Origin of the sequence: Xanthomonas sp. WHRI 6106 (assembly GCF_040202405.1) — a bacterium.
GTDB classification, from domain to species: domain Bacteria; phylum Pseudomonadota; class Gammaproteobacteria; order Xanthomonadales; family Xanthomonadaceae; genus Xanthomonas; species Xanthomonas cannabis.
Genome location: NZ_JBEGFC010000001.1, coordinates 264,103 through 287,854 on the forward strand (window position 1 = coordinate 264,103; position 23,752 = coordinate 287,854).

At 64.5% G+C, this 23,752-nt stretch carries 19 protein-coding genes and 1 tRNA gene; 16 read left to right on the plus strand and 4 right to left on the minus strand.

What is annotated here, in order from left to right; all coding sequences use genetic code 11:
- Positions 1–42: 42 nt before the first annotated feature.
- A complete protein-coding gene (locus tag ABQZ09_RS01255) occupies positions 43–813 on the minus strand; it encodes an enoyl-CoA hydratase/isomerase family protein (RefSeq protein WP_047695971.1) in 771 nt (256 codons plus the stop codon).
- 23 nt (positions 814–836) lie between these two features.
- Here ABQZ09_RS01255 and ABQZ09_RS01260 point away from each other — a divergent pair, with 23 nt between their 5' ends.
- Complete coding sequence (locus tag ABQZ09_RS01260) at positions 837–1,307, plus strand: copper chaperone PCu(A)C (protein WP_221205392.1); 471 nt, start codon at positions 837–839, stop codon at positions 1,305–1,307.
- A gap of 213 nt (positions 1,308–1,520) precedes the next feature.
- On the opposite strand, the gene ABQZ09_RS01265 is transcribed toward ABQZ09_RS01260, so the two are convergent.
- Positions 1,521–1,925, minus strand: a complete 405-nt coding sequence (locus tag ABQZ09_RS01265) for an acyl-CoA thioesterase (protein ID WP_266103743.1) — start codon at positions 1,923–1,925, stop codon at positions 1,521–1,523.
- Positions 1,925–4,891, minus strand: coding sequence for an excinuclease ABC subunit UvrA (gene uvrA / locus ABQZ09_RS01270; protein ID WP_349775914.1), 2,967 nt, complete (start codon positions 4,889–4,891; stop codon positions 1,925–1,927). Before uvrA ends, ABQZ09_RS01265 begins: the two co-directional genes overlap by 1 nt.
- 291 nt (positions 4,892–5,182) lie before the next feature.
- Between uvrA and rplU the strand changes: the two genes are divergently transcribed.
- The 3 genes from rplU (at position 5,183) to obgE (ending at position 7,068) form a co-directional block, all read left to right on the plus strand.
- Positions 5,183–5,503, plus strand: a complete 321-nt coding sequence (rplU, locus tag ABQZ09_RS01275) for a 50S ribosomal protein L21 (protein WP_003484328.1) — start codon at positions 5,183–5,185, stop codon at positions 5,501–5,503.
- Positions 5,504–5,515: 12 nt separating this feature from the next.
- Positions 5,516–5,776: a 50S ribosomal protein L27 gene (gene rpmA, locus ABQZ09_RS01280; RefSeq protein ID WP_003484326.1), complete on the plus strand. Its 261-nt coding sequence runs from the start codon at positions 5,516–5,518 to the stop codon at positions 5,774–5,776.
- A 239-nt stretch (positions 5,777–6,015) separates the two neighbouring features.
- Complete coding sequence (obgE, locus tag ABQZ09_RS01285; protein ID WP_039409562.1) at positions 6,016–7,068, plus strand: GTPase ObgE; 1,053 nt, start codon at positions 6,016–6,018, stop codon at positions 7,066–7,068.
- 91 nt (positions 7,069–7,159) lie between these two features.
- Here obgE and rpsT read toward each other — a convergent pair whose 3' ends face one another.
- The gene (gene rpsT, locus ABQZ09_RS01290; protein ID WP_003484323.1) at positions 7,160–7,429 is read right to left on the minus strand and encodes a 30S ribosomal protein S20; all 270 of its coding nucleotides are present in this window, start codon (positions 7,427–7,429) and stop codon (positions 7,160–7,162) included.
- A gap of 116 nt (positions 7,430–7,545) precedes the next feature.
- Here rpsT and murJ point away from each other — a divergent pair, with 116 nt between their 5' ends.
- The 12 genes from murJ (at position 7,546) to radA (ending at position 23,428) form a co-directional block, all read left to right on the plus strand.
- Entirely contained in the window at positions 7,546–9,150 is a 1,605-nt protein-coding gene (gene murJ / locus ABQZ09_RS01295) for a murein biosynthesis integral membrane protein MurJ (RefSeq protein ID WP_228333590.1), read from the plus strand.
- 290 nt (positions 9,151–9,440) lie between these two features.
- Complete coding sequence (locus tag ABQZ09_RS01300; RefSeq protein ID WP_349775915.1) at positions 9,441–10,586, plus strand: bifunctional riboflavin kinase/FAD synthetase; 1,146 nt, start codon at positions 9,441–9,443, stop codon at positions 10,584–10,586.
- 6 nt (positions 10,587–10,592) lie between these two features.
- Entirely contained in the window at positions 10,593–13,424 is a 2,832-nt protein-coding gene (gene ileS / locus ABQZ09_RS01305) for an isoleucine--tRNA ligase (protein WP_349775916.1), read from the plus strand.
- A 259-nt stretch (positions 13,425–13,683) separates the two neighbouring features.
- The gene (lspA, locus tag ABQZ09_RS01310; RefSeq protein ID WP_349775917.1) at positions 13,684–14,202 is read left to right on the plus strand and encodes a signal peptidase II; all 519 of its coding nucleotides are present in this window, start codon (positions 13,684–13,686) and stop codon (positions 14,200–14,202) included.
- Positions 14,203–14,266: 64 nt separating this feature from the next.
- Complete coding sequence (ispH, locus tag ABQZ09_RS01315; RefSeq protein WP_039564998.1) at positions 14,267–15,217, plus strand: 4-hydroxy-3-methylbut-2-enyl diphosphate reductase; 951 nt, start codon at positions 14,267–14,269, stop codon at positions 15,215–15,217.
- A 63-nt stretch (positions 15,218–15,280) separates the two neighbouring features.
- A tRNA-Thr gene (locus ABQZ09_RS01320) sits at positions 15,281–15,356 on the plus strand.
- Positions 15,357–15,713: 357 nt separating this feature from the next.
- Positions 15,714–16,649 (plus strand): ubiquinol oxidase subunit II, encoded by a 936-nt coding sequence (gene cyoA / locus ABQZ09_RS01325; protein WP_349775918.1) that lies wholly within the window; start codon positions 15,714–15,716, stop codon positions 16,647–16,649.
- The gene (gene cyoB, locus ABQZ09_RS01330) at positions 16,649–18,649 is read left to right on the plus strand and encodes a cytochrome o ubiquinol oxidase subunit I (RefSeq protein ID WP_047696032.1); all 2,001 of its coding nucleotides are present in this window, start codon (positions 16,649–16,651) and stop codon (positions 18,647–18,649) included. Before cyoA ends, cyoB begins: the two co-directional genes overlap by 1 nt.
- Entirely contained in the window at positions 18,646–19,281 is a 636-nt protein-coding gene (cyoC, locus tag ABQZ09_RS01335) for a cytochrome o ubiquinol oxidase subunit III (protein WP_179454805.1), read from the plus strand. Before cyoB ends, cyoC begins: the two co-directional genes overlap by 4 nt.
- Positions 19,281–19,616, plus strand: a complete 336-nt coding sequence (cyoD, locus tag ABQZ09_RS01340; RefSeq protein WP_003484294.1) for a cytochrome o ubiquinol oxidase subunit IV — start codon at positions 19,281–19,283, stop codon at positions 19,614–19,616. Before cyoC ends, cyoD begins: the two co-directional genes overlap by 1 nt.
- A 166-nt stretch (positions 19,617–19,782) precedes the next feature.
- Complete coding sequence (locus ABQZ09_RS01345) at positions 19,783–21,663, plus strand: M61 family metallopeptidase (protein ID WP_349775919.1); 1,881 nt, start codon at positions 19,783–19,785, stop codon at positions 21,661–21,663.
- A gap of 373 nt (positions 21,664–22,036) precedes the next feature.
- A complete protein-coding gene (gene radA / locus ABQZ09_RS01350) occupies positions 22,037–23,428 on the plus strand; it encodes a DNA repair protein RadA (RefSeq protein ID WP_349775920.1) in 1,392 nt (463 codons plus the stop codon).
- Positions 23,429–23,752: the final 324 nt, after the last annotated feature.

Below are 23,752 nucleotides of genomic sequence, written 5' to 3' on the forward strand. Positions count from 1 at the left end.
ATTATAGCGGGCCGCTTCGTGGTCACCGCGGCAGTGGAAGGCTCAGCCCTTCTGCAGGCGCGCGACCAGCCCGTGCAGCGCGGCCTGTGCATCCGGGGCGTACCAGCCGTCGACGAACCGCTCCAGCTGGATCAGCTCCGGCGCCAGGGCCGCGCGCAGGTCGGCGCGGGCCACCGCACGCGTGGCCAGCATCGGCTGACGCGGCAGCTGCTGCAGTTCGTGCAGCCAGGCCACCGCGCGCGCGGTGACCAGCTCGCCGTCGACCAGTTCATCCACCAGGCCGATCTGCACCGCCTGTTCGGCAGGCAGCAGCTGCCCGGCGATCAGCAGGCGCTCGGCACGGTGCGCGCCGACCACCCGGCGCAACAGCCGCTGGATGCCTTCCGGTGCGGCCAGGCCGACCTGCACTTCGTTCAAGCCGATCGTGTACGGCCTGGCGGTATCGGCGCTGCGTGCCATTACCCGGTAGTCGCAGCACAGCGCCAGCACGCAGCCGCCGGCCGGCGCATGCCCGCCGATCGCCGCAACCACCGGAATCCGGCTGTTGGCCAGCGCCTGCGCAGCCTCGAAGAATGCCGTCCAGCTGGCCAGCAACGCCGCGCGGTCGGTACCGTGCGCCAGCAGCTGCGGCACATCCATGCCACCGGAGAAGATCCGTTCGCTGCCCGACAACACGATGCCGTCGGCCTCGTCGCCGGCCTGTTGCACTGCAGCGCTCAGTGCCTGGCACAGCGCACGATCCAGCGCATTGACCGGCGGGCGCGCCAGACGGATTTCGCGAACTCGGCCATGGTCTAAGATCTGGATGCTCATTCGGGGCTCCTGGAGGTCGGGTCATGATAGACGGCAGTCGAAGCAGGTGGCAGCTGCGTGCACGCGTGTGGCTTGGTGTGATGGCGCTGCTGGCCAGCGCGGGCGCTGCGGCGCAGTGCATGCCGGAGTTCAAGGACGGCTGGATCCGCATCCCGCCACCCGGCGGCATGGGCATGGCCGCGGGATTCGGGCAATTCCACAATGGCTGCACGCAACCGTTGACGATCACCGCGGCCACGAGCAGCGCCTTCGCCGACGTGTCGCTGCACGAGACCACGCAGAGCAATGGCGTCAGCCGCATGCGTGCAGTACCTGCGCTGGCCCTGCCCGCCGGCAAGACGGTGCCCCTGGCACCCGGCGGCCTGCATCTGATGTTGATGGAGGCACGCGCCCCGCTGCAGGAAGGCGCGCAGGTGCCGGTGACGTTCACCTTGCAGGACGGTCGCCAATTCAAGGCCACGCTGCAGGCACGCAAGCGCGCGCCGGGCGGATGAGGAACGGGGCGGATATACGCCCGGGGAGCCGGCTTCGTCTTCCGCATGCACGTGCGTGCGGCATTGCCGGGGCGCTTGGGCCTGCGGCCAGGTGCAGCGGGATCGGCTCGCGCGGCACCACTGCCAGATAAAGCACGCGCCCACAAAAAAACGGCGGCTCCCGCAAGAGCCGCCGTCGATGGCGTGATTGCCCAGGCCTGGCTGCGCGACCGCTCAGGTGCTGGCGAGGCGCACCGCGTCCGGCAGCGGCGCACTCTTGCCGGTCTGCGTATCGATCCACACCACCACCACGTTGCCATCGGAATACAGCACGCTGTCGTTCTTCTGGTCGAAGATGCGGTGGCCGATGGTGACGCTGCTGTTGCCCAGCCGCTCCACGAACAGCTCCACTGTGATGTCGTTGGGCCAGATCAGCGGCTGCTTGTAGTTGACGTTGGTGGCCGCGACCACCGGTGCGATGCGGTCGGTCATCGCCACGCCTTGCACGCCCAGCATCCAGCGCACGCGTGCTTCTTCCAGATAGGAAATGTATTTGGCGTTGTTGACGTGGCCCATGCTGTCCATGTCGCGCCAGCGCACGCTGATCGGAATGCGTGCCAGGATCTTGTGTTCGCTCATCAGCTTGCCTTCTTCTTCGCGGTTTTTTTGGTGGCGGATTTGGCGACCTTGGTCACCTTCTCCGGTTTGACCTTGCGCGGCGGGCGCGCATCCGGCTTGTTGGCCATCGCGGCCGGACGCGTCTCGCGCGCCTTCACCGATGGCAGCATCTTTGCCAGGAACTGGCCGGTGTAGGACGCCTCGTGCACGGCCACATCTTCCGGCGTGCCGGAGACCAGGATGGTGCCGCCACGGTGGCCGCCTTCCGGGCCCAGGTCCACGATCCAGTCCGCGGTCTTGATCACGTCCAGATTGTGTTCGATCACCACCACCGTATTGCCTTCGTCGCGCAGCTTGTGCAACACGCCGAGCAGGGCTTCGATATCGTGGAAGTGCAGGCCGGTGGTCGGCTCGTCCAGGATGTACAAGGTGCGTCCGGTATCGCGACGCGACAGTTCCTTGGACAGCTTGACGCGCTGCGCTTCACCGCCGGAGAGCGTGGTCGCGCTCTGGCCCAGCTTGATGTAGCTCAGACCGACATCGACCAGGGTTTCCAGCTTGCGCGCGATCGACGGCACCGGCTCGAACAGGCGCAGCGCGTCTTCCACGGTCATCTGCAGCACATCGCTGATATTGAACCCCTTGTAGCGGATCTCCAGCGTCTCGCGGTTATAGCGCTTGCCATGGCAGACATCGCAGGGCACGTAGACGTCGGGCAGGAAGTGCATCTCCACCTTGATCATGCCGTCGCCCTGGCAGGCCTCGCAGCGGCCGCCGCGCACGTTGAAGCTGAAACGCCCCGGCGAGTAGCCGCGCGCGCGCGCCTCGGGCACCTGCGCAAACAACTCGCGCAACGGGGTGAACATGCCGGTGTAGGTGGCCGGGTTTGAACGTGGCGTGCGACCGATCGGCGACTGGTCGATGTCCACCACCTTGTCGAACAGATCGAGATTTTCGACTTCGCGATGTGGCGCCACCACGTGCGAGGCACCGTTGATCTCGTTGGCCGCCAGCGTGAACAAGGTATCGTTGATCAGCGTCGACTTGCCCGAGCCGGATACGCCGGTGATGCAGGTCAGCAGGCCGGCCGGAATGTCCAGATCGACGTTCTTGAGGTTGTTGCCGGTCGCCCCGCGCAGATGCAGCATCATCTTCGGGTTGGGCTTGTGGCGCTGCTTGGGGATCTCGATGCGGCGCTTGCCCGACAGGTATTGGCCGGTCAGCGAGCGCGGCGATTTCAGGATGTCCTCCAGCGTGCCTTGCGCGCAGATCTCGCCGCCATGCACGCCGGCACCGGGGCCGATGTCCAGCACATGGTCGGCCAAGCGGATCGCATCTTCGTCATGCTCGACCACGATCACCGTGTTGCCCAGATCGCGCAGCCGCGTCAGCGTGCCGAGCAGGCGTTCGTTGTCGCGCTGGTGCAGGCCGATCGATGGCTCATCCAGCACGTACATCACGCCGACCAGGCCGGCACCGATCTGGCTGGCCAGACGGATGCGCTGCGCCTCGCCGCCGGACAAGGTGTCGGCCTTGCGTTCCAGGGTGAGGTAATCCAGGCCCACATCGACCAGGAAGCCCAGCCGCTCGCCGATCTCCTTGACAATCTTGGCCGCGATCTCGCCACGCCAGCCCGGCAGCGACAAACCACGGAAAAAGTTCAGCGCTTCGTTGACCGGCAGCACCACCAACTCCGGCAACGGGCGGTCGGCGACGAACACATTGCGCGCAGCGCGATTCAAGCGCGTGCCGTTGCAGGCCGGGCAGGGTTGCTGGCTAACGTACTTGGTCAGTTCTTCGCGCACCGCCGGCGATTCGGTTTCGCGGTAGCGACGTTCCAGGTTCGGCAGGATGCCCTCGAAGCGATGCTTGCGCGTGGTGCGCCCGCCCGCATCGGTGAAGTAGGTGAAGCTGATCACTTCATCGCCGCTGCCGAACAGCACCGCCTGGCGCACCTTGGCCGGCAGCGTGTTCCATACCGCGTCCACATCGAACTTGTAGTGCTTGGCCAGCGAGGCGATCAGCTGGAAGTAATAGGCATTGCGTCGATCCCAGCCACGCACCGCACCGGCCGACAGCGACAGCTCCGGATGCACCACCACACGGTCCGGGTCGAAGAACTCGGCCACGCCCAGGCCATCGCAACTCGGGCAGGCGCCGACCGGTGCGTTGAACGAGAACAGCCGCGGTTCCAGCTCCGGCAGCGAGTAATCGCACACCGGGCAGCTGTATTTGGACGAGAACAGGTGCGGTGCGGCCGCCGGGTCGTCCAGTGACTGCACCGCCACCATGCCTTCGCCCAGCTTGAGCGCGGTTTCGAAACTTTCCGCCAGGCGCTGCTTGATGTCCTCGCGCGGGCGGAAACGGTCGATCACCACTTCGATGGTGTGTTTCTGGCGCAATGCCAGCGGCGGCACCGCATCGATCTCGTACAGTTCGCCGTCCACGCGCACGCGCACGAAGCCCTGCGCACGCAGTTGTTCGAACACCTGCGCATGCTCGCCCTTGCGGTCGCGGATCACCGGGGCCAGCAGCATGTAGCGCTGTTCCTGGTCCTGGGTGAGCATGTGGTCGACCATCTGGCTAACGGTCTGCGCTTCCAGCGGGAAGCCGTGGTCCGGGCAGCGCGGCTGGCCGACGCGCGCATACAGCAGACGCAGGTAGTCGTAGATCTCGGTGATGGTGCCGACGGTGGAGCGTGGGTTGTGCGAAGTCGATTTCTGTTCAATCGAAATCGCCGGGGACAGCCCTTCGATATGGTCCAGGTCCGGCTTTTCCATCACGCTCAGGAACTGGCGCGCATACGCCGACAGCGACTCGACGTAGCGGCGCTGGCCTTCTGCATAGATGGTGTCGAACGCCAGCGACGACTTGCCCGAACCGGACAGGCCGGTGATCACGATCAGTTTGTCGCGGGGCAGGTCGAGGTCGATGTTCTTGAGGTTGTGCGTCCGCGCGCCGCGGATGCGGATGAAATCCATCGCCATGGGGGATCCGATGTCGGGCCGGCGAACCGGCGGTGGTGCGAGCGTGCTCAGCAGGAATGAGTGGCAGTCGATCAGCCTACCCGCCGACCTAGGTGAGGGCAATTGCCCCAAATGCCAGTCTGCCGGGGCCGTTGTGGCGGCCGGATGATGCGTTCCACTAAGGCGATCCGGCCGGCAGCGGCGGGCCGGCTTGCGGGTTGACCCGAAACCGGCTAGGCCAGTACAATTCCGCTCCTGTCTGCCCCATGGGCAAGTCAGGCGACCATAATAACTACAGAGGAACACCTGGTCATGTACGCAGTTCTGGTAACCGGCGGTAAGCAATACCGCGTCGCGCAGGGCGAAACGCTCCGCGTGGAAAAGCTCGAAGTCGAAGCTGGCAACGAGATCAAGTTCGACACCATCCTGATGCTGGGTGATAGCGACGGCATCAAGCTGGGCGATGCGCTGAAGGGCGCCTCGGTCACCGCCAAGGTCGTGGCCCATGGCCGCGCCGACAAGGTGCGCATCATCAAGTTCCGTCGCCGCAAGCACCACATGAAGCGTCAGGGACACCGTCAGCACTACACCGAAATCGAGATCACCGGCATCGCCGGTGGCGACAAGAAGTAAGGAGAACCAGTCATGGCACATAAAAAGGGCGTAGGTTCCTCGCGCAACGGTCGCGATTCCAACCCGAAGTACCTCGGCGTGAAGATCTTCGGTGGCCAGGCCATCGACGCCGGCAACATCATCGTGCGTCAGCGCGGCACCCAGTTCCATCCGGGCGCCGGCGTCGGCCTGGGCCGTGACCACACGCTGTTTGCGCTGGTCGACGGCAAGGTGGAATTCTCCACCAAGGGCCCGAAGAAGCGTCGCACCGTCAGCGTGGTTGCCGAGGCGTAATCGCCCGCTCCATGCAGGCCAGTTCGCCCGGCAACGCTGCCGGGCGAATGAGACGGAAAGCCCCGCTTTTGCGGGGTTTTGCGTTTGAGAGCTGCGAATCGGGATTCGGGATTGGGGATTCGCAAGAGCGGACCCCTCGGCATCCTGGCGTCCCCATCCTTTCCTGCTGACGGGCTCGCCATGGTTGCGTTGCAGCGTTGTCACCAATCCCAAATCACGAATCCCGAATCCCGAATCCCATGAAATTAGTCGACGAAGCAGAAATCCTGGTCACCGCCGGTAATGGCGGCAATGGCTGTGTCGGCTTTCGCCGCGAGAAGTTCATCCCGTTGGGCGGGCCCGATGGCGGTGATGGCGGGGCAGGCGGCAGCGTCTGGATCGTGGCCGACGAGAACGTCAACACCCTGGTCGACTTCCGTCATGAGCGCACCTTCAAGGCGCAGCGCGGCGAGAACGGCATGGGCCGCCAGGCCTATGGCAAGGGCGGCGAAGATCGCGTCATCGTGGTGCCGGTCGGCACCGTGGTGATCAACGTGCAGACCGATGAAATCATTGGCGACCTGGTTCAGCACGGCGATCGCCTGCTGGTGGCCAAGGGCGGCAAGGGCGGTCTGGGCAACATGCATTTCAAGAGCTCGGTCAACCGTGCGCCGCGCCAGTCCACCACCGGTGAAGAGGGCGAGGAGCGCCTGCTCAAACTGGAGCTCAAGCTGCTGGCCGACGTTGGCCTGCTGGGCTTCCCGAATGCCGGCAAGAGCACGCTGATCCGAGCGGTGTCTTCGGCCACGCCGAAGGTGGCGGACTACCCGTTCACCACGCTGTATCCCAATCTGGGTGTGGTCAGTGTCGAGGCGTACCGCAGCTTCGTGATCGCGGACGTGCCCGGCCTGATCGAAGGCGCAGCCGATGGCGCCGGCCTGGGCACGCAGTTCCTGCGTCACCTGCAGCGCACCCGCCTGCTGCTGCATCTGGTGGACATGGCCCCGATGGATGGTGGGGTGGACGGTGTGTCGCCGGCCGATCAGGTGCGTACCCTCGAGCGCGAGCTCGAGCGGCATGATCCCGAGTTGCTGAAGAAGCCGCGCTGGCTGGTGCTCAACAAGGCCGACCTGATGTTCGAGGACGAGGCGCGCGCCGCTGCCGAGGCCATCGTGGCCGAGCTGGGCTGGACTGCGCCGTGGTATCTGGTCTCGGCGCTGGGCCGTGACGGTACGTTCCCGATCATGAAGGACGTCATGGCCTTCTTCGACCGCCAGCGCGAGGACGAGCTCGAGGCGCGCGATGCGGGCTGAGTGCGCACACGCACACACAAAAAACCCGGCCGAGGCCGGGTTTTTCTGTGCTACCGGAAGCCAGGCTTCCGGCAACGTCGCTGCCGATCGCTTACGCGGCCTTGATAGCCTTGATGCGTGCGGTCAGGCGGCTCTTGTGGCGTGCAGCCTTGTTCTTGTGAATCAGGCCACGGGCGCTGAAACGGTCGAGGATCGGCTGTGCAACGGCGAAAGCAGCTTCGGCGCCTGCAGCATCGTTGGCGTCAAGGGCCTTGATCACCTTCTTGACGGCGGTGCGCAGCATCGAGCGCTGACCGGTGTTGCGCTCATTGCGCACAATGGTCTGCTTGGCGCGCTTCTTGGCGGACTTGATATTGGCCACGGTGGTGGTTTCCTGAAAAATCGGTGTGGTGGAAAAAGCAAGCGCGAAAGTATGATGGACCCAGATATGTACGTCAAGTCAGTTGTCAAGAGGCAGTCCCCATGAGCACCCCCCGCATGATGAGGGGCCTGCTCTCCTTCAGCAGCATGACCATGGTGTCGCGGGTATTGGGGCTGGTGCGCGACCAGGTCATCACCACCACCTTCGGCAGCAATGCGGTGACCGATGCGTTCTGGGTGGCCTTCCGGGTTCCCAATTTCCTGCGGCGGCTATTTGCCGAAGGCTCCTTCGCCACCGCCTTCGTGCCGGTGTTTACCGAAGTCAAGGAAACCCGGTCGCATGCCGAGCTGCGCGAGCTGATGGCGCGCGTGGCCGGGACCCTCGGCGGCGTGCTGCTGCTGGTCACCGCGCTGGCGCTGATCTTCGCCCCGCAGCTGGCTACGCTGTTCTCCAGCGGGGTGGACACCGATCCGGCCAAGCATGGCCTGCTGGTGGATCTGTTCCGTCTGACCTTCCCGTTCCTGCTGTTCGTGTCGCTGACTGCGCTGGCGGGCGGGGCGTTGAACAGTTTCCAGAAGTTCGCCATGCCGGCGCTGACCCCGGTGATCCTCAACCTGTGCATGATCGCCGGCGCCGTGTGGCTGGCGCCGAAGTTGGGCGGGACGCCGGAAAGGCAGATCCTCGCGCTGGGCTGGGCGGTGCTGGCGGCGGGCATGCTGCAGTTGCTGTTCCAGCTGCCTTCGCTGAAGGGCATCAACCTGCTGACCCTGCCGCGCTGGGGCTGGCGACATCCGGGTGTGCGCAAGGTGCTGACCCTGATGGTGCCGACCCTGTTCGGCTCCTCGGTGGCGCAGATCAACCTGCTGCTGGACACCGTGATCGCCGCCAAGCTGACCGATGGCTCGCAGTCGTGGCTGTCGCTGGCCGACCGGTTCCTGGAACTGCCGCTGGGCGTATTCGGGGTGGCGCTGGGCACGGTGATCCTGCCGGCGCTGGCGCGTCATCACGTCAAGACCGACCGCGCCGCGTTTTCCAGTGCGCTGGACTGGGGCTTCCGGACAACCTTGCTGATCGCAATGCCGGCCATGCTGGGGTTGTTGTTGCTGGCCGAGCCGCTGGTGGCAACGTTGTTCCAGTATCACAAGTTCACCGCTTTCGACACCCGCATGACGGCCTTGTCGGTGTACGGGCTGAGCTTCGGACTACCGGCTTACGCCATGCTCAAGGTGGTGCTGCCGGCGTTCTATGCGCGCCAGGACACCCGCACCCCGGTGCGTGCCGGCGTGGCGGCGCTGGTGGCCAATATGGTGTTCAACTTTGCGTTCCTGGCGGTGCTGTACCACCTCATGGTGCCGCCCGAGCTCAAGGCGCAGGGCGTGATGCAGGCGCTGGGTAAACAGCCTGGGCTGCATCTGGCGCTGGGCATTGCCAGCGCGCTGTCGAGTTATCTCAACCTGGGGCTACTGTGGTACTGGCTGGGCAAGTCCGGCGTGTATCAGCGCCGGCCGGGCTGGGGCGGCTATGTGATGCGTCTGCTGCTGGCATGCACGGCGATGGCGGTGGTGCTGTTGGGCCTGCTGTGGTGGCTGCCGTCGTTCACCGGAATGGACAAGTGGCAGCGGATCGGCTGGCTGGCGGTGCTGGTCGGCAGTGGCGGGCTGACCTACGTGCTGGCACAGCTGGCGCTGGGCTTGCGGCCGCGGGATCTGCGCGAGGGCTGAGCCTGGACGTCGGGGTTTGTGATGGGGGCAGACAAGCCTTGCCGGCCTCTGGAATGGGGAGCGGCAGGGCAGCATGAAAGGCGGATTTGCCCCTTGTCCACGGTGACGGCCGGCGGATTGCCGGCCGCGGCCTGCCCGACAGGTGCGTCCCGGAGGCTGGTGTAGCGCGTCGTGCCCATTGGCGCTTGCGTGATCGGTGCGGGCCGTGCGGGTTGACAGGCACGGCTATACTTACAAGTTATGTATCAGCGAGGGTCGGCCGCCAAGCCGGCATCTGTTTGGATCGAGGAATGAGCAGGCTGTTTAGAGACGTCGAGGGCGGGACGCTGTTCCCGCACGGAAGCGTGGTCTGCATCGGCGCCTTCGATGGCCTGCACCTGGGGCATCGGGCGTTGGTGCAGCACGCGGTTGACCGCGCGCGCGCGCTCGGCGTGCCGGCAGTGGCGTTGAGCTTCGAGCCATTGCCGCGCGAGTTCTTCGCCCCGGCCGCACCGCCGCCGCGGCTGACCCTGGCGCGCGCCAAGATCGAAGGCTTGCTCGGCTTCGGGGCCGACAGCGTCGGCCTGATCCGGTTCGATGGCCGTCTGTCGGCGATGCGCGCCGAAGACTTCGTGCGGCTGGCGCTGGTGGGCCGGCTCTGCGCACGCGAGGTATGGATCGGCCCGGAATTCCGTTTCGGCCATCGCCGTGGCGGCGACATCGCCTTGTTGCGCACACTCGGCGAACAGCACGGATTTGCGGCCGGGGAGATTGCGCCGGTGCATCTGCATGGCGAGCGCATTTCCGCCACGCGCATCCGTGAATTATTGGTGGCAGGCGAGTTTGCGCACGCCGCCGATCTGCTCGGCCGCCCGTACGCCATCGGCGGGCGGGTGGTGCGCGGCAAGCAACTGGGTCGCACGTTGGGCTACCCCACCGCGAATCTGCGGTTTTCGCGCACGCCGGCGCTGTCGGGCATCTATGCCACCTGGGTGCACGGCGTAGCCGCGCAGCCATGGCCATCGGTGTCCAGCTTCGGCACTCGGCCGACCGTGGCTGGCGTGGAGCCGCTGCTGGAGGCGCACCTGTTCGATTTCCAGGGTGACCTGTACGGCCGGCACTTGGAGGTCGAATTCGTCGCCAAGCTGCGCGACGAGGAAAAGTTCGACGGGCTCGATGCGTTGACCGTGCAGATGCACCGTGATGCCGAGCAGGCGCGCGCGGTGCTTCAGCGCAGTCCGTCGCGAATGCTGGTGGGCGCTGGACGTAGTGGCGGCCTGCAGCAGGCTCACGATGTGTCCGTGGGGGCCGAAAGCAGTCACGCGCAAGGTGCTGCGGCTCCCGGTGCAGACAGTATCCATGCGAGTTCCTCGCAACAGCCCGCCTATGATGCGAGTCCTTCGCAACGGCCCGCACATCCCTGTGCGGACTCAGTAAAAAATCCAGCGCAACGGTAGATTCCTGTGACCCAAGACTACAAAGCCACTCTTCATCTGCCTGCGACGGACTTTCCGATGCGCGGCGACCTGCCCAAGCGCGAGCCCGCGATGCTGGACCGCTGGGAGCGCGAGGGCCTGTATGCGCAGCTGCGCGCCAACGCGGCCGGGCGCCCGCTGTTCGTACTGCACGATGGCCCGCCGTATGCCAACGGCCAGATCCATCTCGGCCACGCGGTCAACAAGATCCTCAAGGACATCATCGTCAAGTCGAAGTATCTGGCTGGCTTCGATGCGCCCTACATCCCGGGCTGGGACTGCCACGGCTTGCCGATCGAGATCGCGATCGAGAAAAAGTACGGCAAGGTCGGCGTGAAGCTGGACGCGGCGGAATTTCGTCAGAAGTGCCGCGAGTACGCGAGCGAGCAGATCGACCTGCAGCGCCGCGACTTCAAGCGCCTGGGCGTGGTGGGCGATTGGGACAACCCGTACAAGACCCTGGATTTCCGCTTCGAGGCCAACGAGCTGCGCGCGCTGGCCAGGATCATCGAGAACGGCCATCTGACCCGTGGCGTCAAGCCGGTGCACTGGTGCTTCGATTGCGGCTCGGCGCTGGCCGAAGCCGAGATCGAATACGCCGACAAGGTCTCGCCGACGGTGGATATCGCCTATCCGGCGCGCGATCCGGGTGCTGTCGCTGCCGCATTCGGCGCGACGCTACCGGCGGGCGTGGGCGTGGCGGTGCCGATCTGGACCACCACGCCGTGGACACTGCCGGCGTCGCTGGCGGTGAGCCTGGGTGCGGAACTGGATTACGTGCTGGTCGAAGGCCCGGCCGATCGCGGCCAGCCGCGTTGGCTGGTGGTGGCAGAGGCCTTGGCGGCCAAGGCGCTGTCGCGCTACGGCGTGGACGAGGTGGTGGTGCAGGGTCGCGCCAAGGGCGCGGTGCTGGATCAGATGCTGCTGAATCACCCGTTCTACGTCGAGCGCGAGATCCCGCTGCTGCTGGGTGACCATGTGTCGGCCGAGGACGGTACCGGCGCGGTGCACACCGCCCCAGGTCACGGCCAGGAGGACTACCAGGTCTCCAAGCAGTACGGGCTGCTGGAGCGCTACGGCGCTGCGCAGATCAATCCGGTGGACGGACGCGGCGTGTATCTGCCGTCGACCCCGCCGCTGGGCGACACCGCGCTGGCGGGGCTGCATATCTGGAAGGCCAACGAGGTCATCATCGACGCGCTGCGCGACACCGGCGTGCTGCTGGCGGCCAGCAAGATGGAGCACAGCTATCCGCACTGCTGGCGGCACAAAACGCCGATCGCGTTCCGTGCCACGCCGCAGTGGTTCTTTTCGATGGAGCAGGCCAACCTGCGCGCTGACGCGCTCAAGGCGATCCAACAGGTGACGTGGTACCCGGCCTGGGGCCAGGCGCGTATTGCCGGCATGGTCGAAGGACGTCCGGACTGGACCATCTCGCGCCAGCGCACCTGGGGCGTGCCGATCGCCCTGTTCGTGCATCGCGAAACCGGCGAGCCGCATCCACGCAGCACCGAATTGCTGGGGCAGGTGGCCGACCGGGTGGAGCAGGGCGGTGTGGACGTGTGGTACACGCTGGATGCCGCCGAGCTGCTGGGCGACGAGGCCGCCGACTACGACAAGATCACCGACATCCTGGATGTGTGGTTCGACTCGGGCGTGACCCACGAGGCGGTGCTGGTGGACCGCGGCCTGCCCACGCCGGCGGACCTGTATCTGGAAGGTTCCGATCAGCACCGTGGCTGGTTCCAGTCCTCGCTGCTGACCGGCGTGGCCATGAATAAGGCGGCGCCGTACAAGCAGTGCCTGACCCACGGCTTCACCGTGGACGAGCACGGCCGCAAGATGTCCAAGTCGCTGGGCAACGGCATCGAGCCGCAGGACATCATGAAGACGCTGGGCGCGGACATCCTGCGCCTGTGGATCGCCTCGGCCGACTACAGCAACGAGATGTCGCTGTCGCAGGAGATCCTCAAGCGCAATGCCGATGCATATCGCCGGCTGCGCAATACCGCGCGTTTCCTGCTGGGCAACCTGCATGGCTTCGACCCGCTGCAGCATCTAGTGGCGCTGGACGACATGGTGTTGCTGGACCGTTGGATCGTGCATCGCGCGCATGAGCTGCAGGAAAAGATCGTGGCCGCCTACGCGCGCTACGACTTCGCCGAAATCGTGCAGGCGCTGCTCAATTTCTGCAGCGTGGATCTGGGCTCCTTGTACCTGGACGTCACCAAGGACCGTCTGTACACGATGGCCGAAGAGTCGCGCGGCCGCCGGTCTGCGCAGAGTGCGATGTATCACGTGGCCGAAGCGTTCGTGCGCTGGGTCGCGCCGGTGCTCACCTTCACCGCTGAAGAGCTATGGGCATATCTGCCGGGCGAGCATGTCGGCAACGTGCTGTTCGCCACCTGGTATGACGGCCTGGCGCCGCTGCCGGCCGATGCCGCCTTGACCGGCGCGGACTTCGACAAGTTGCTGGCCCTGCGTGAGCAGGTGGCCAAGGTGCTGGAGCCGATGCGTGCAAACGGCGCGATTGGCGCGGCACTGGAGGCGGAGATCACCGTGGCTGCCGATGCGCAGACCGCCGCGCGCTGGCAGCCGTTGGCCGATGAACTGCGCTTTTTGTTCATCAGTGGCGATGTCACCGTGACAGCGGCCAGCACCGACGACATCTTCGTCAGCGCGCAGCCCACGACCAAGGCCAAGTGCGTGCGCTGCTGGCATCACCAGGCCAGCGTGGGCAGCGACCCGCGGCATCCCGAGCTGTGCAGCCGCTGCGTCAGCAATATCGAAGGCCCCGGCGAGGTGCGTCGCAGGTTCTAGCGGCGCGGGTCCTGATGTGTTGAGTGCTTCTCCCGTGAGTGGGAGTCCATTCCAATACCCTTCTCCCGCAAGCGGGAGTCCGTTCCAATATTCCTTTTCCCGCAAGCGGGAGTCCATTCCAATACCCTTCTCCCGCAAGCGGGAGAAGGTGGCGCGCAGCGCCGGATGAGGGCATGACTTCGCATCCGGCACTGCTTGCCGATTTGCCCGTCGGGCAGCTTCTTCCGAACCCGGAAGTAGCAACAGCTAAGGTGATTCGATGACCGCAAGACCCAAATCCTCTGCATTGATCTGGTTGCTGCTCTCGGCCGTGGTGATCGGGCTGGACCAGTGGAGCAAGGCCTGGGTGCTGTCCAGCCTGCCCGAGTACACCCCGGTGCCGGTCATCGAGGGTTTTTGGAACTGGTACCGCACCTATAACACGGGCGCGGCCTTCAGCTTTCTGAGCGATGCCGGCGGCTGGCAGCTGTGGTTCTTCACTGCGTTGGCGGTGGGTATCAGCGGCCTGCTGGCGTTCTGGCTGTCGCGCACCGCGCGCAACGAGTGGCGCAGCGCGCTGCCGTATGCGCTGGTGATCGGTGGGGCGATCGGCAACGTGATCGACCGGCTGATGCACGGCCATGTGGTCGATTTCATCCAGTGGTACATCGGCAGCCATACCTGGCCGTCGTTCAACATCGCCGATTCGGCGATCGTGGGGGGCGCGATCGGGATTGCCGTGTTCGGCCTGTTCGACAAGTCCGGCAAGCGGGAGCCGGGAATCGGGAATCGCCGCTGAAGTTCCCGCGGACCGGCGCTGCCCGGCTCCATTCCCCAATCGCCATTCCCGTAGAATGCACCGCATGGATGTCCTGCTCGCCAATCCCCGTGGTTTTTGTGCCGGCGTCGACCGCGCGATCGAGATCGTCAAGCGTGCGATCGAGACGCTGGGCGCCCCGATCTATGTGCGGCACGAGGTGGTGCACAACCGTTTCGTGGTTGACGACCTCAAGCAGCGCGGCGCGATCTTCGTCGAAGAGCTGGACGAGGTGCCCGACAACGCCACGGTGATCTTCAGTGCGCACGGCGTCTCACAGGCGGTGCGCCAGGAAGCCGAGCGCCGTGGGCTTAAAGTGTTCGATGCCACCTGCCCGCTGGTGACCAAGGTGCATTTCGAGGTGGCGCGGCACTGCCGGGCCGGCCGCGATGTGGTGCTGATCGGCCATGCCGGGCATCCGGAGGTGGAAGGCACGATGGGGCAGTGGAGCCGTGAGCGTGGCGCGGGCACGATCTATCTGGTCGAGGACATCGAGCAGGTGGCCACACTCCACATCAACCAGCCGGAAAACCTGGCCTACACCACCCAGACCACGCTGTCGGTGGACGACACCATGGGCATCATCGAGGCCCTGCGCGCACGCTACCCGGCGATGCAGGGGCCCAGGCACGACGACATCTGCTACGCCACCCAGAACCGCCAGGACGCCGTGCGCGATCTGGCGCGCCAGTGCGACCTGGTGCTGGTGGTCGGTTCGCCCAACAGTTCCAACTCCAACCGGCTGAGCGAGCTGGCCCGGCGCGATGGCGTGGAGTCGTACCTGATCGACAATGCCAGCGAGATCGACCCGGCCTGGGTCGTCGGCAAGCAGCATATCGGCCTGACTGCCGGTGCCTCCGCGCCACAGGTGCTGGTCGACGGCGTGCTGGCCCGGTTGCGCGAGCTCGGTGCGGCCGGCGTGTCCGAACTGGAAGGCGAGCCAGAATCGATGGTCTTTGCGCTGCCCAAGGAACTGCGGCTGCGCCTGGTCAGTTGAGCGCGGCGGAGGCCGGCGGCATCGATTGACCGGGCTGCGTCGTGCTCCTACAATGCACGGCTCGCCGGAATAGCTCAGTTGGTAGAGCGGCGCATTCGTAATGCGTAGGTCGTAGGTTCGATTCCTATTTCCGGCACCAACGCTTCAGCACTGGGTCGGCCCTTGGCCGGCCCAGTCGCGTTTTGGGAGGGCGCGCAACTGGATGCGTCTTTCAACGCCGCTTTTTTTGGCACGGTCGCAGCGCTTCAGTAACGGCCACGGCCGCCCACTGCACCCGCGCGCTGCGCTGCGACAACATGTCGCACACTTTTGCGCGCATTAATTGCGGCAGATCATTGCCAATGGGTTTCGTGCAGGTGCAGCAAAGATTAAAATTGGCGCGCTAACCCGTGTCTTCGGTCTGCGCGGGCCCGCCTTCACCAGGAAGGGCAGTGTCGGACATCTCCCTTGCGGAGCGACGAACGAGGCTGGCGTTCCTTCGCACTTGGATCGACCGATGATTCCGCTGAAACATCTCGGGCGTTTACTTCGTCCAGGCCTGGTGTTGCCGTTCCTGCTGCTGGCAGGCTGCAACTCGGCCATCCTCAATCCGAAAGGCCAGATCGGCCACGACGAGAAGCAACTGCTGATCACCTCGGTGGTGCTGATGCTGATCGTGGTCATCCCGGTGATCGTGATGACGATTGCGTTCGCCTGGAAGTATCGCGCGTCCAACACGAAGGCACGCTACGAGCCGGATTGGTCGCACTCCACCGCCATCGAAGTGGTGGTGTGGTCGATCCCGTGCGTGATCATTCTGGTGCTGGCGGTGCTGACCTGGCGCTCGTCGCACGCACTGGACCCGTACCGGCCGCTGGATTCGGACGTCAAGCCGATCACCATCGAAGCGGTGTCGCTGGACTGGAAGTGGATGTTCATCTACCCGGACCAGAACATCGCCACGGTCAACGAAATCGCCTTCCCGGTGCATACGCCGCTGAACTTCAAGATCACCTCCGACACGGTGATGAATTCGTTCTTCATCCCGCACCTGGGTACGATGATCTACGCGATGGCCGGCATGGAAACCAAGCTGCACCTGGTGGCCAACGAGCCGGGCGAATACTTCGGCCTGTCGACCAACTACAGCGGTCACGGCTTTTCGAAGATGAGCTTCAAGGCGCACGCCGTCGATCAGGCCGGCTTCGAGGCGTGGGTGGCCAAGGTCAAGGCCTCGCCGACCGCGTTGAATGCTGCCGAGTACCAGGTGCTGGCCGCCAATCGCAACGACAAGGAACAGTATCCGGTCACCTACTACTCGTCGGTGCAGGACGGCATGTTCCGCTCGCTGGTCGACAAATACATGAATGGTCCGGGCCACAGCAAGGGTCATGGCGACCATGAGGCATCGGCTGCAGAGCCGGTCGCCATGTGCACTTCTGGAGACAAGTGATGCTAGGCAAACTTACGATCGAGGCAGTTCCGTACCACGAGCCGATCATCATGGTCGCGCTGGGTGGTGCAGGGCTGCTCGGCCTGCTCATCGCGGGCGCCATCACCAAGTACAAGCTATGGGGCTACCTGTGGAAGGAGTGGTTCACCTCGGTGGATCACAAGCGCATCGGTGTGATGTACATCATCGTGGCGCTGGTCATGCTGCTGCGCGGCTTTGCCGACGCGGCCATGATGCGTACCCAGCAGGCGCTGGCAGGTAACGGCGGCGAAGGTGTGCTGCCGCCGCACCACTACGACCAGATCTTTACCGCGCATGGCGTGATCATGATCTTCTTCATGGCCATGCCGTTCATGACCGGCCTGTTGAACCTGATCGTGCCGCTGCAGATCGGCGCACGCGACGTGGCGTTCCCGTTCCTGAACTCGCTGAGCTTCTGGCTGTTCGTGGCCGGTGCGGCGCTGATCAACATTTCGCTGGGTGTCGGTGAATTCGCGCAGACCGGCTGGCTGGCGTATCCGCCATTGTCGGGGCTGGAATACAGTCCAGGGGTCGGTGTCGATTACTACATCTGGGCGTTGCAGGTGTCCGGGTTGGGCACGTTGCTGACCGGCATCAACTTCTTCGTGACGATCATGCGGATGCGTGCGCCGGGCATGACCCTGATGCGCATGCCGATCTTCACCTGGACCGCGCTGATCACCAACATCCTGATCATTGCCGCGTTCCCGATCCTGACCGTGGCGCTGGCGCTGCTGGGTGCCGACCGTTACCTGGGCACGCACTTCTTCACCAACGACGGTGGCGGCAACGCCATGATGTACGTCAACCTGATCTGGATCTGGGGTCACCCGGAGGTCTACATCCTGATCCTGCCGGCGTTCGGCATCTTCTCCGAGTTGATCGCCACCTATAGCCGCAAGCGGCTGTTCGGCTACACCTCGATGGTCTACGCCACCTCGTGCATCGGCGTGCTGTCGTTCGTGGTGTGGTTGCACCACTTCTTCACCATGGGCTCGGGTGCCAACGTCAATGCCTTCTTCGGCATCACGACGATGATCATCTCGATTCCGACCGGCGTGAAGATCTTCAACTGGCTGTTCACCATGTTCCGCGGTCGCGTGCACATGACTTCGCCGGTGCTGTGGACGATCGGCTTCATCATCACCTTCACCATCGGCGGCATGACCGGCGTGATGCTGGCGATTCCGGCCGTGGACTTCGTGCTGCACAACAGCCTGTTCCTGATCGCGCACTTCCATAACGTGATCATCGGTGGCGTGGTGTTCGGTTATCTTGCAGGTCTGACCTACTGGTTCCCGAAGGCGTTCGGCTTCAAGCTCAACGAGAAGATCGGCAAGGCGTCGTTCTGGTGCTGGATCATCGGTTTCTTCGTGGCCTTCATGCCGCTGTACGTGCTTGGCTTCATGGGCATGACCCGTCGCATGAACACCTACAACCACCCCGAGTGGGCACCGTGGCTGTATGTCGCCGCGGTGGGTGCTGCGATCATCGGCCTGGGTATCTTCCTGAACCTGGTGCAGATCGGCTACAGCGTGTGGAAGCGCAAGGAGCATATGGACTACACGGGCGATCCGTGGGATGGCCGCACGCTGGAATGGGCCACCTCCTCGCCGCCGCCGTTCTATAACTTCGCCGTGCTGCCGCATATCGACGACCGCGACCAGTTCTGGGCCGACAAGCAGAACGGCAAGGGCTGGGTGCGTCCGTCCAAGTACGAGCCGATCCACATGCCGCGTAACACCGGTGCAGGCGTCTATATCGGTGCCTTCAGTGTGCTGCTGGGTTTCGGCCTGATCTGGCACATCTGGTGGCTGGCCATCATCGGCCTGGTGGGCATGATCGGCAGCTTCATTGCACGCACCTTCGATGACGACATCGATTACTGGGTGCCGGCCGATGAAGTGGAGCGCATCGAAAACGCACGCTTTGCCCTGCTCGAACAGCAACAGGCGGCGCAGGCCGCGAAGGTGGTATGACCATGGCTTCCTCGACCACGCTTGACCACGCCGCCCACGCGGGCGGCCACGATCACGACCACGACGAGCATCACGACGGCGGTGGCAACACCGTCTTCGGGTTCTGGGTCTACCTGATGAGCGACTGCCTGCTGTTTGCGGGCCTGTTCGCCACCTATGCGGTGCTCTCGGGCGCCACGGTGGACGGGCCGACCGCCAAGGAGCTGTTCGACCTGAAGTTCGTGCTGGTGGAAACCTTCTTGCTGTTGTTCAGCAGCCTGAGCTTCGGCTTTGCGATGATCTCCGCGCACAAGCGCAGCATGACCGGCCTGTACGGCTGGCTGGGCGTCACCGCGCTGCTGGGTATCGGCTTCCTGTGCATGGAAGTGTGGGAGTTCAATCACCTGATCCATGAAGGTGCCGGCCCGGGTCGCAGTGCGTTCCTGTCCGCCTTCTTCACCCTGGTGGGCACGCACGGTCTGCACGTGGCCTCGGGTCTGTTGTGGATGGCGGTGCTGGTGATCCAGATCTCCAAGAACGGCCTGACTCCGCGCAACAGCACGCGTCTGGCCTGCCTGAGCCTGTTCTGGCACTTCCTGGACATCATCTGGATCGGTGTGTTCACCGTCGTCTATCTGTTGGGAGCGCTGTAATGGCCAATCACCACCACACCGATACCGCTGCCGATGCGCATGCCGGCGGCCTGAAGTCCTACCTGATCGGCTTCGTGATGGCCGTGATCCTCACTGTCATCCCGTTTGCGATGGTGATGAGCGGCGCCTTCTCCAAGGGCGTCACCATCGTCGTCATCTCGGTCATGGCCGCGGTGCAGATGCTGGTGCACATGGTGTACTTCCTGCATATGGACCGCACGCCCGAGCAGCGCTCCAACGTGCAGGTGGGCCTGTTCTCGCTGCTGATCATCGGCATCGTGATCGTCGGCTCGCTGTGGGTGCTGCACAACATGAACGTCAACATGATGCATTGAGACGGCACCACGCCGGATCGACGCACCGTTGAAGAAAAGGCCGCCAAGCGATTGGCGGTTTTTTTTATGCGTCAATCGCGCGCAACATGACCAATGGCATACGGGGAAGCACAGGCGGGCGCTTAGCATCGTGGGCTTGCCTGTTCCAGGTCCCTGCGGAGTTGCGATGAAGATGCCCACCCTGTTGTCCGTGTCGTTGCTGGCGGCACTGTCGTTGCCTGCGGCCGCGCAAACCGCACCGCCGCAGGACGTGCCGTTCGACGGCACCTTGAAGATCGACGTGGATGCCACCGATCTGGCGCACCGCGTCTTCAAGGTCAAGACCACCATGCCGGCCAAGCCCGGCCCGATGACGTTGCTGTACCCGCAATGGATTCCCGGCAACCACTCGCCGACCGGCCCGATCGACAAGCTGGCCGGTCTGGTGATCAAGGTCGATGGCAAGGTGGCGCCATGGACGCGCGACCAGTTCGATGTCTACGCGTTCAAGGTGGACGTGCCGCAGGGCGCCACCGAGCTGACCGCCGAGTTCAAGTTTCTCTCGCCGCAGGCTCCCACCCAGGGCCGGGTGATGATGACCCCGGAAATGCTCAACCTGCAGTGGAACACCACCGCGCTGTATCCGGCCGGTTATTTCGCACGCAACATCAAGGCGCAGGCCAGCGTCACCTTGCCGGCCGGCTGGAGCTATGCCACGGCGCTGGAAACCGACCGCCGCGTGGGCGACACGGTGACCTTCAAGCCGATCGATTTCGACGACCTGGTCGATTCGCCGATGTTCGCCGGCAAGTACTACAAGCGCGTGGAGCTGAGTACCGGCAAACAGCCGGTCTATCTCAATGTGTTTGCCGACGAAGCCAAGTCGCTGGAGGCCAAGCCCGAGCAGATCAAGGCGCATGCGGCGCTGGTGCAGCAGATGGACAAGCTCTATGGCGCGCGGCATTTCGATCATTACGAATTCCTGCTGGCGCTGACCAAAAAGCTGGGCGGCATCGGGCTGGAGCACCATCGCTCCAGCGAAAACAGCGGCGTGCCGACCTACTTCACCGAGTGGGACAAGAGCTGGACCGGGCGCGACCTGCTCGCGCACGAATTCAACCATTCCTGGAACGGCAAGTACCGCCGTGGCGCCGACCTGGCCACGCCCAATTTCAACGTGCCAATGGGCGACAGCCTGCTGTGGTTGTACGAAGGCCAGACCCAGTTCTGGGGCGAAGTGATGGCTGCGCGGTCCGGCCTGTGGACGCAGGACCAGGCGCGCGACATGCTGGCCGGCGTGGCGGCCCAGTACGAGCGTGGTCGCCCCGGCATGGCCTGGCGCACGGTGCAGGACACCACCAACGATCCGACCATGTCGATGCGCCGCCCGAAGGCGTACCGCAACTATCAGATGAGCGAGGATTACTATTCCGGCGGCCAGATGATGTGGCTGGAGGTGGACAGCAAGCTGCGCGCGCTGACCAACAACAAGCGCTCCATCGACGACTTCGGCAAGGCGTTCTTCGGCATGAAGAACGGCGATTGGGACGTCAACCCGTACACCTTCGACGATATCGTGAGCACGCTCAACGGCGTTGCACCATACGACTGGGCGAGTCTGTTGCGCGAGCGCATGGACGGACACGGCTCGTTGAATGGCGGCATCGAGGCCAATGGCTGGAAGCTGGTCTACACCGAGGAGCCGAACCTGGCGACCAAGGCCGACGAGAGCGACGACAAGGACGTCAGCCTGACCTATTCGCTTGGCCTGTCCTTGAAAGCCTCGGGTGATATCAGCGATGTGCTGTGGGACGGCCCTGCGTTCAATGCGGGCCTGATTACCGGCAATACCATCGTGGCGGTGAATGGCCGCGCTTTCAGCGCAGACGTGATCAAGGACGCCATCAAGGCGGCCAAGGGCACCACCACGCCGATCGAACTGCTGGTCAAGCGCCTGGACCGCTATGACACCGTGCGCCTCGATTATCACGGCGGGCTGTTGTACCCGCATCTGGAACGCATCGCCGGCAAGCCGGATCGCCTGAGCGAGTTGTACAAGCCACGCTAAGTCATGCACTCCCACGGCGTTCCGCACCGTGGGAGTAGTGGAGCCGAAGCTGCCTGACTGCTCGTACCGGTCAGGCAGCTTTTTTGCATTGATGCGTCGATGTGATCCGAGATGGACAGCAGCCGAGCACATGGCCATCGTCTGCGCGCACGTCATTGCATAGCGCACCAGGCCGTCTTTGACTTTGACGATCCCCGATCCCCGATCCCCGATCCCCGATCCCCGATCCCCGATCCCCGATCCCCGACTCCCGACTCCCGACTCCCGAATCCCGAATCCCGAATCCCGAATCCCGAATCCCGCAAAGCTCGCGTCGCGCACACTGAGACCGTCAGCCACTATCCTGCTGCTTCAATAACGATGGGCAAGAGCGATGGCGAAGGCGAAGACGGCCTATGTCTGCGGCGAGTGTGGCGCCGAGTACACCAAGTGGCAGGGGCAGTGCACCGAATGCGGTGTCTGGAACACGCTGAGCGAAATCGTGCTCGAAAGCGCCACGCCGGGCGGCAAGGCATCGCCAGCGGCATCGCGGCGTAGCGGCTGGGCCGGCAAGGCCGAAGCGCCCAAAATCATGGCACTCAAGGATGTGCAGCAGACCGAGCAGGCGCGCGTGTCCACCGGCATTGGCGAGTTCGACCGGGTGTTGGGCGGCGGGTTGGTCGAGGGCGCAGTGGTACTGATCGGCGGCGACCCGGGCATCGGCAAGTCGACGCTGCTGCTGCAGGCTCTGGCGAGCATGGCCTCCACGTTGCCGGTGTTGTATGTGACCGGCGAAGAATCGCTGGCCCAGGTGGCAGGGCGCGCGGTGCGCCTGGACCTGCCGCTGGAAGGCCTGAACGCCCTGGCCGAAACCGGCATCGAAAACATCCTGCAGCATGCCAGCGTGGCGCGGCCGAAGCTGATCGTGGCCGATTCGGTTCAAACCTTGTGGACCGAGTCGTTGACCGCAGCGCCGGGCTCGGTGAGCCAGGTACGCGAGAGCGCGGCGCGGCTGGTGCGCTTCGCCAAGGAGACCGGCACCGCCGTGTTCCTGGTGGGCCATGTCACCAAGGAGGGCGGCATTGCCGGCCCGCGCGTACTCGAGCACATGGTTGATGCGGTGCTGTATTTCGAAGGCGAGAGCGGCAGCCGGTTCCGCTTGTTGCGCGCGTTCAAGAACCGCTTCGGTGCGGTGAACGAGCTGGGCGTGTTCGCGATGGGCGAGAAGGGCCTCAAGGAGGTCTCCAACCCGTCGGCGATTTTCCTGTCCGGCGGCAGTACCCAGCAGCCGGGCAGTTGCGTGATGGTCACCCGCGAAGGCACCCGGCCGTTGATGGTGGAAGTGCAGGCGCTGGTGGATGCATCCCCCTTGTCCAATCCGCGGCGGGTCGCCGTGGGGCTGGAGCAGAACCGCCTGGCGATGTTGCTGGCAGTGCTGCATCGGCACGGCGGCATCGTGGTGGGCGATCAGGACGTATTCGTCAACGTGGTGGGCGGCATTCGCGTGCAGGAAACCGCGGCCGACCTGCCGGTGCTGCTGGCGGTGCTGTCCTCGTTGCGCGACCGGCCGTTGTCCGAGAAGACCATTGCCTTTGGCGAAGTGGGCCTGTCCGGCGAGATCCGCCCGGTGCCCAATGGCGAGGACCGGTTGAAGGAGGCCGCCACCCATGGCTTCAAGCGCGCAATCGTGCCCCGGGCCAACGCGCCCAAGACTGCCAGCATCAAGGGCATGGAGATCGTCGCGGTGGAGCGGCTGAGCCAGGCGCTGGAAGCGGCGGCAGAGTAGCGGCATTCCCGCCTGATTCGTGCGGGCAGCCTGCACGAGGACAACCCGGTCGGCCCGTTGCCGGGCGGGGCTCCGCGAACAGTTGCAGCAGGCGGTTGCGCTGTCGCCTGACACCGGACGCCTTACGAGTCCAGCCTGCCGGACAGTGCGCCGTCCCGGCAGAAACGGCCTCTACCGAGGCTGCGACCGTCTGTCGGCTGGCCCGGTGTCATCTGCATCTGTGGAGACAGAAACCGTTTTCACCCGATGTGCGCTATGGCAACATGCGCGGCCGCTGCAGTGAGCAGCGGATCACAAACACCGCTGACTGCCCGAACTGGAGAA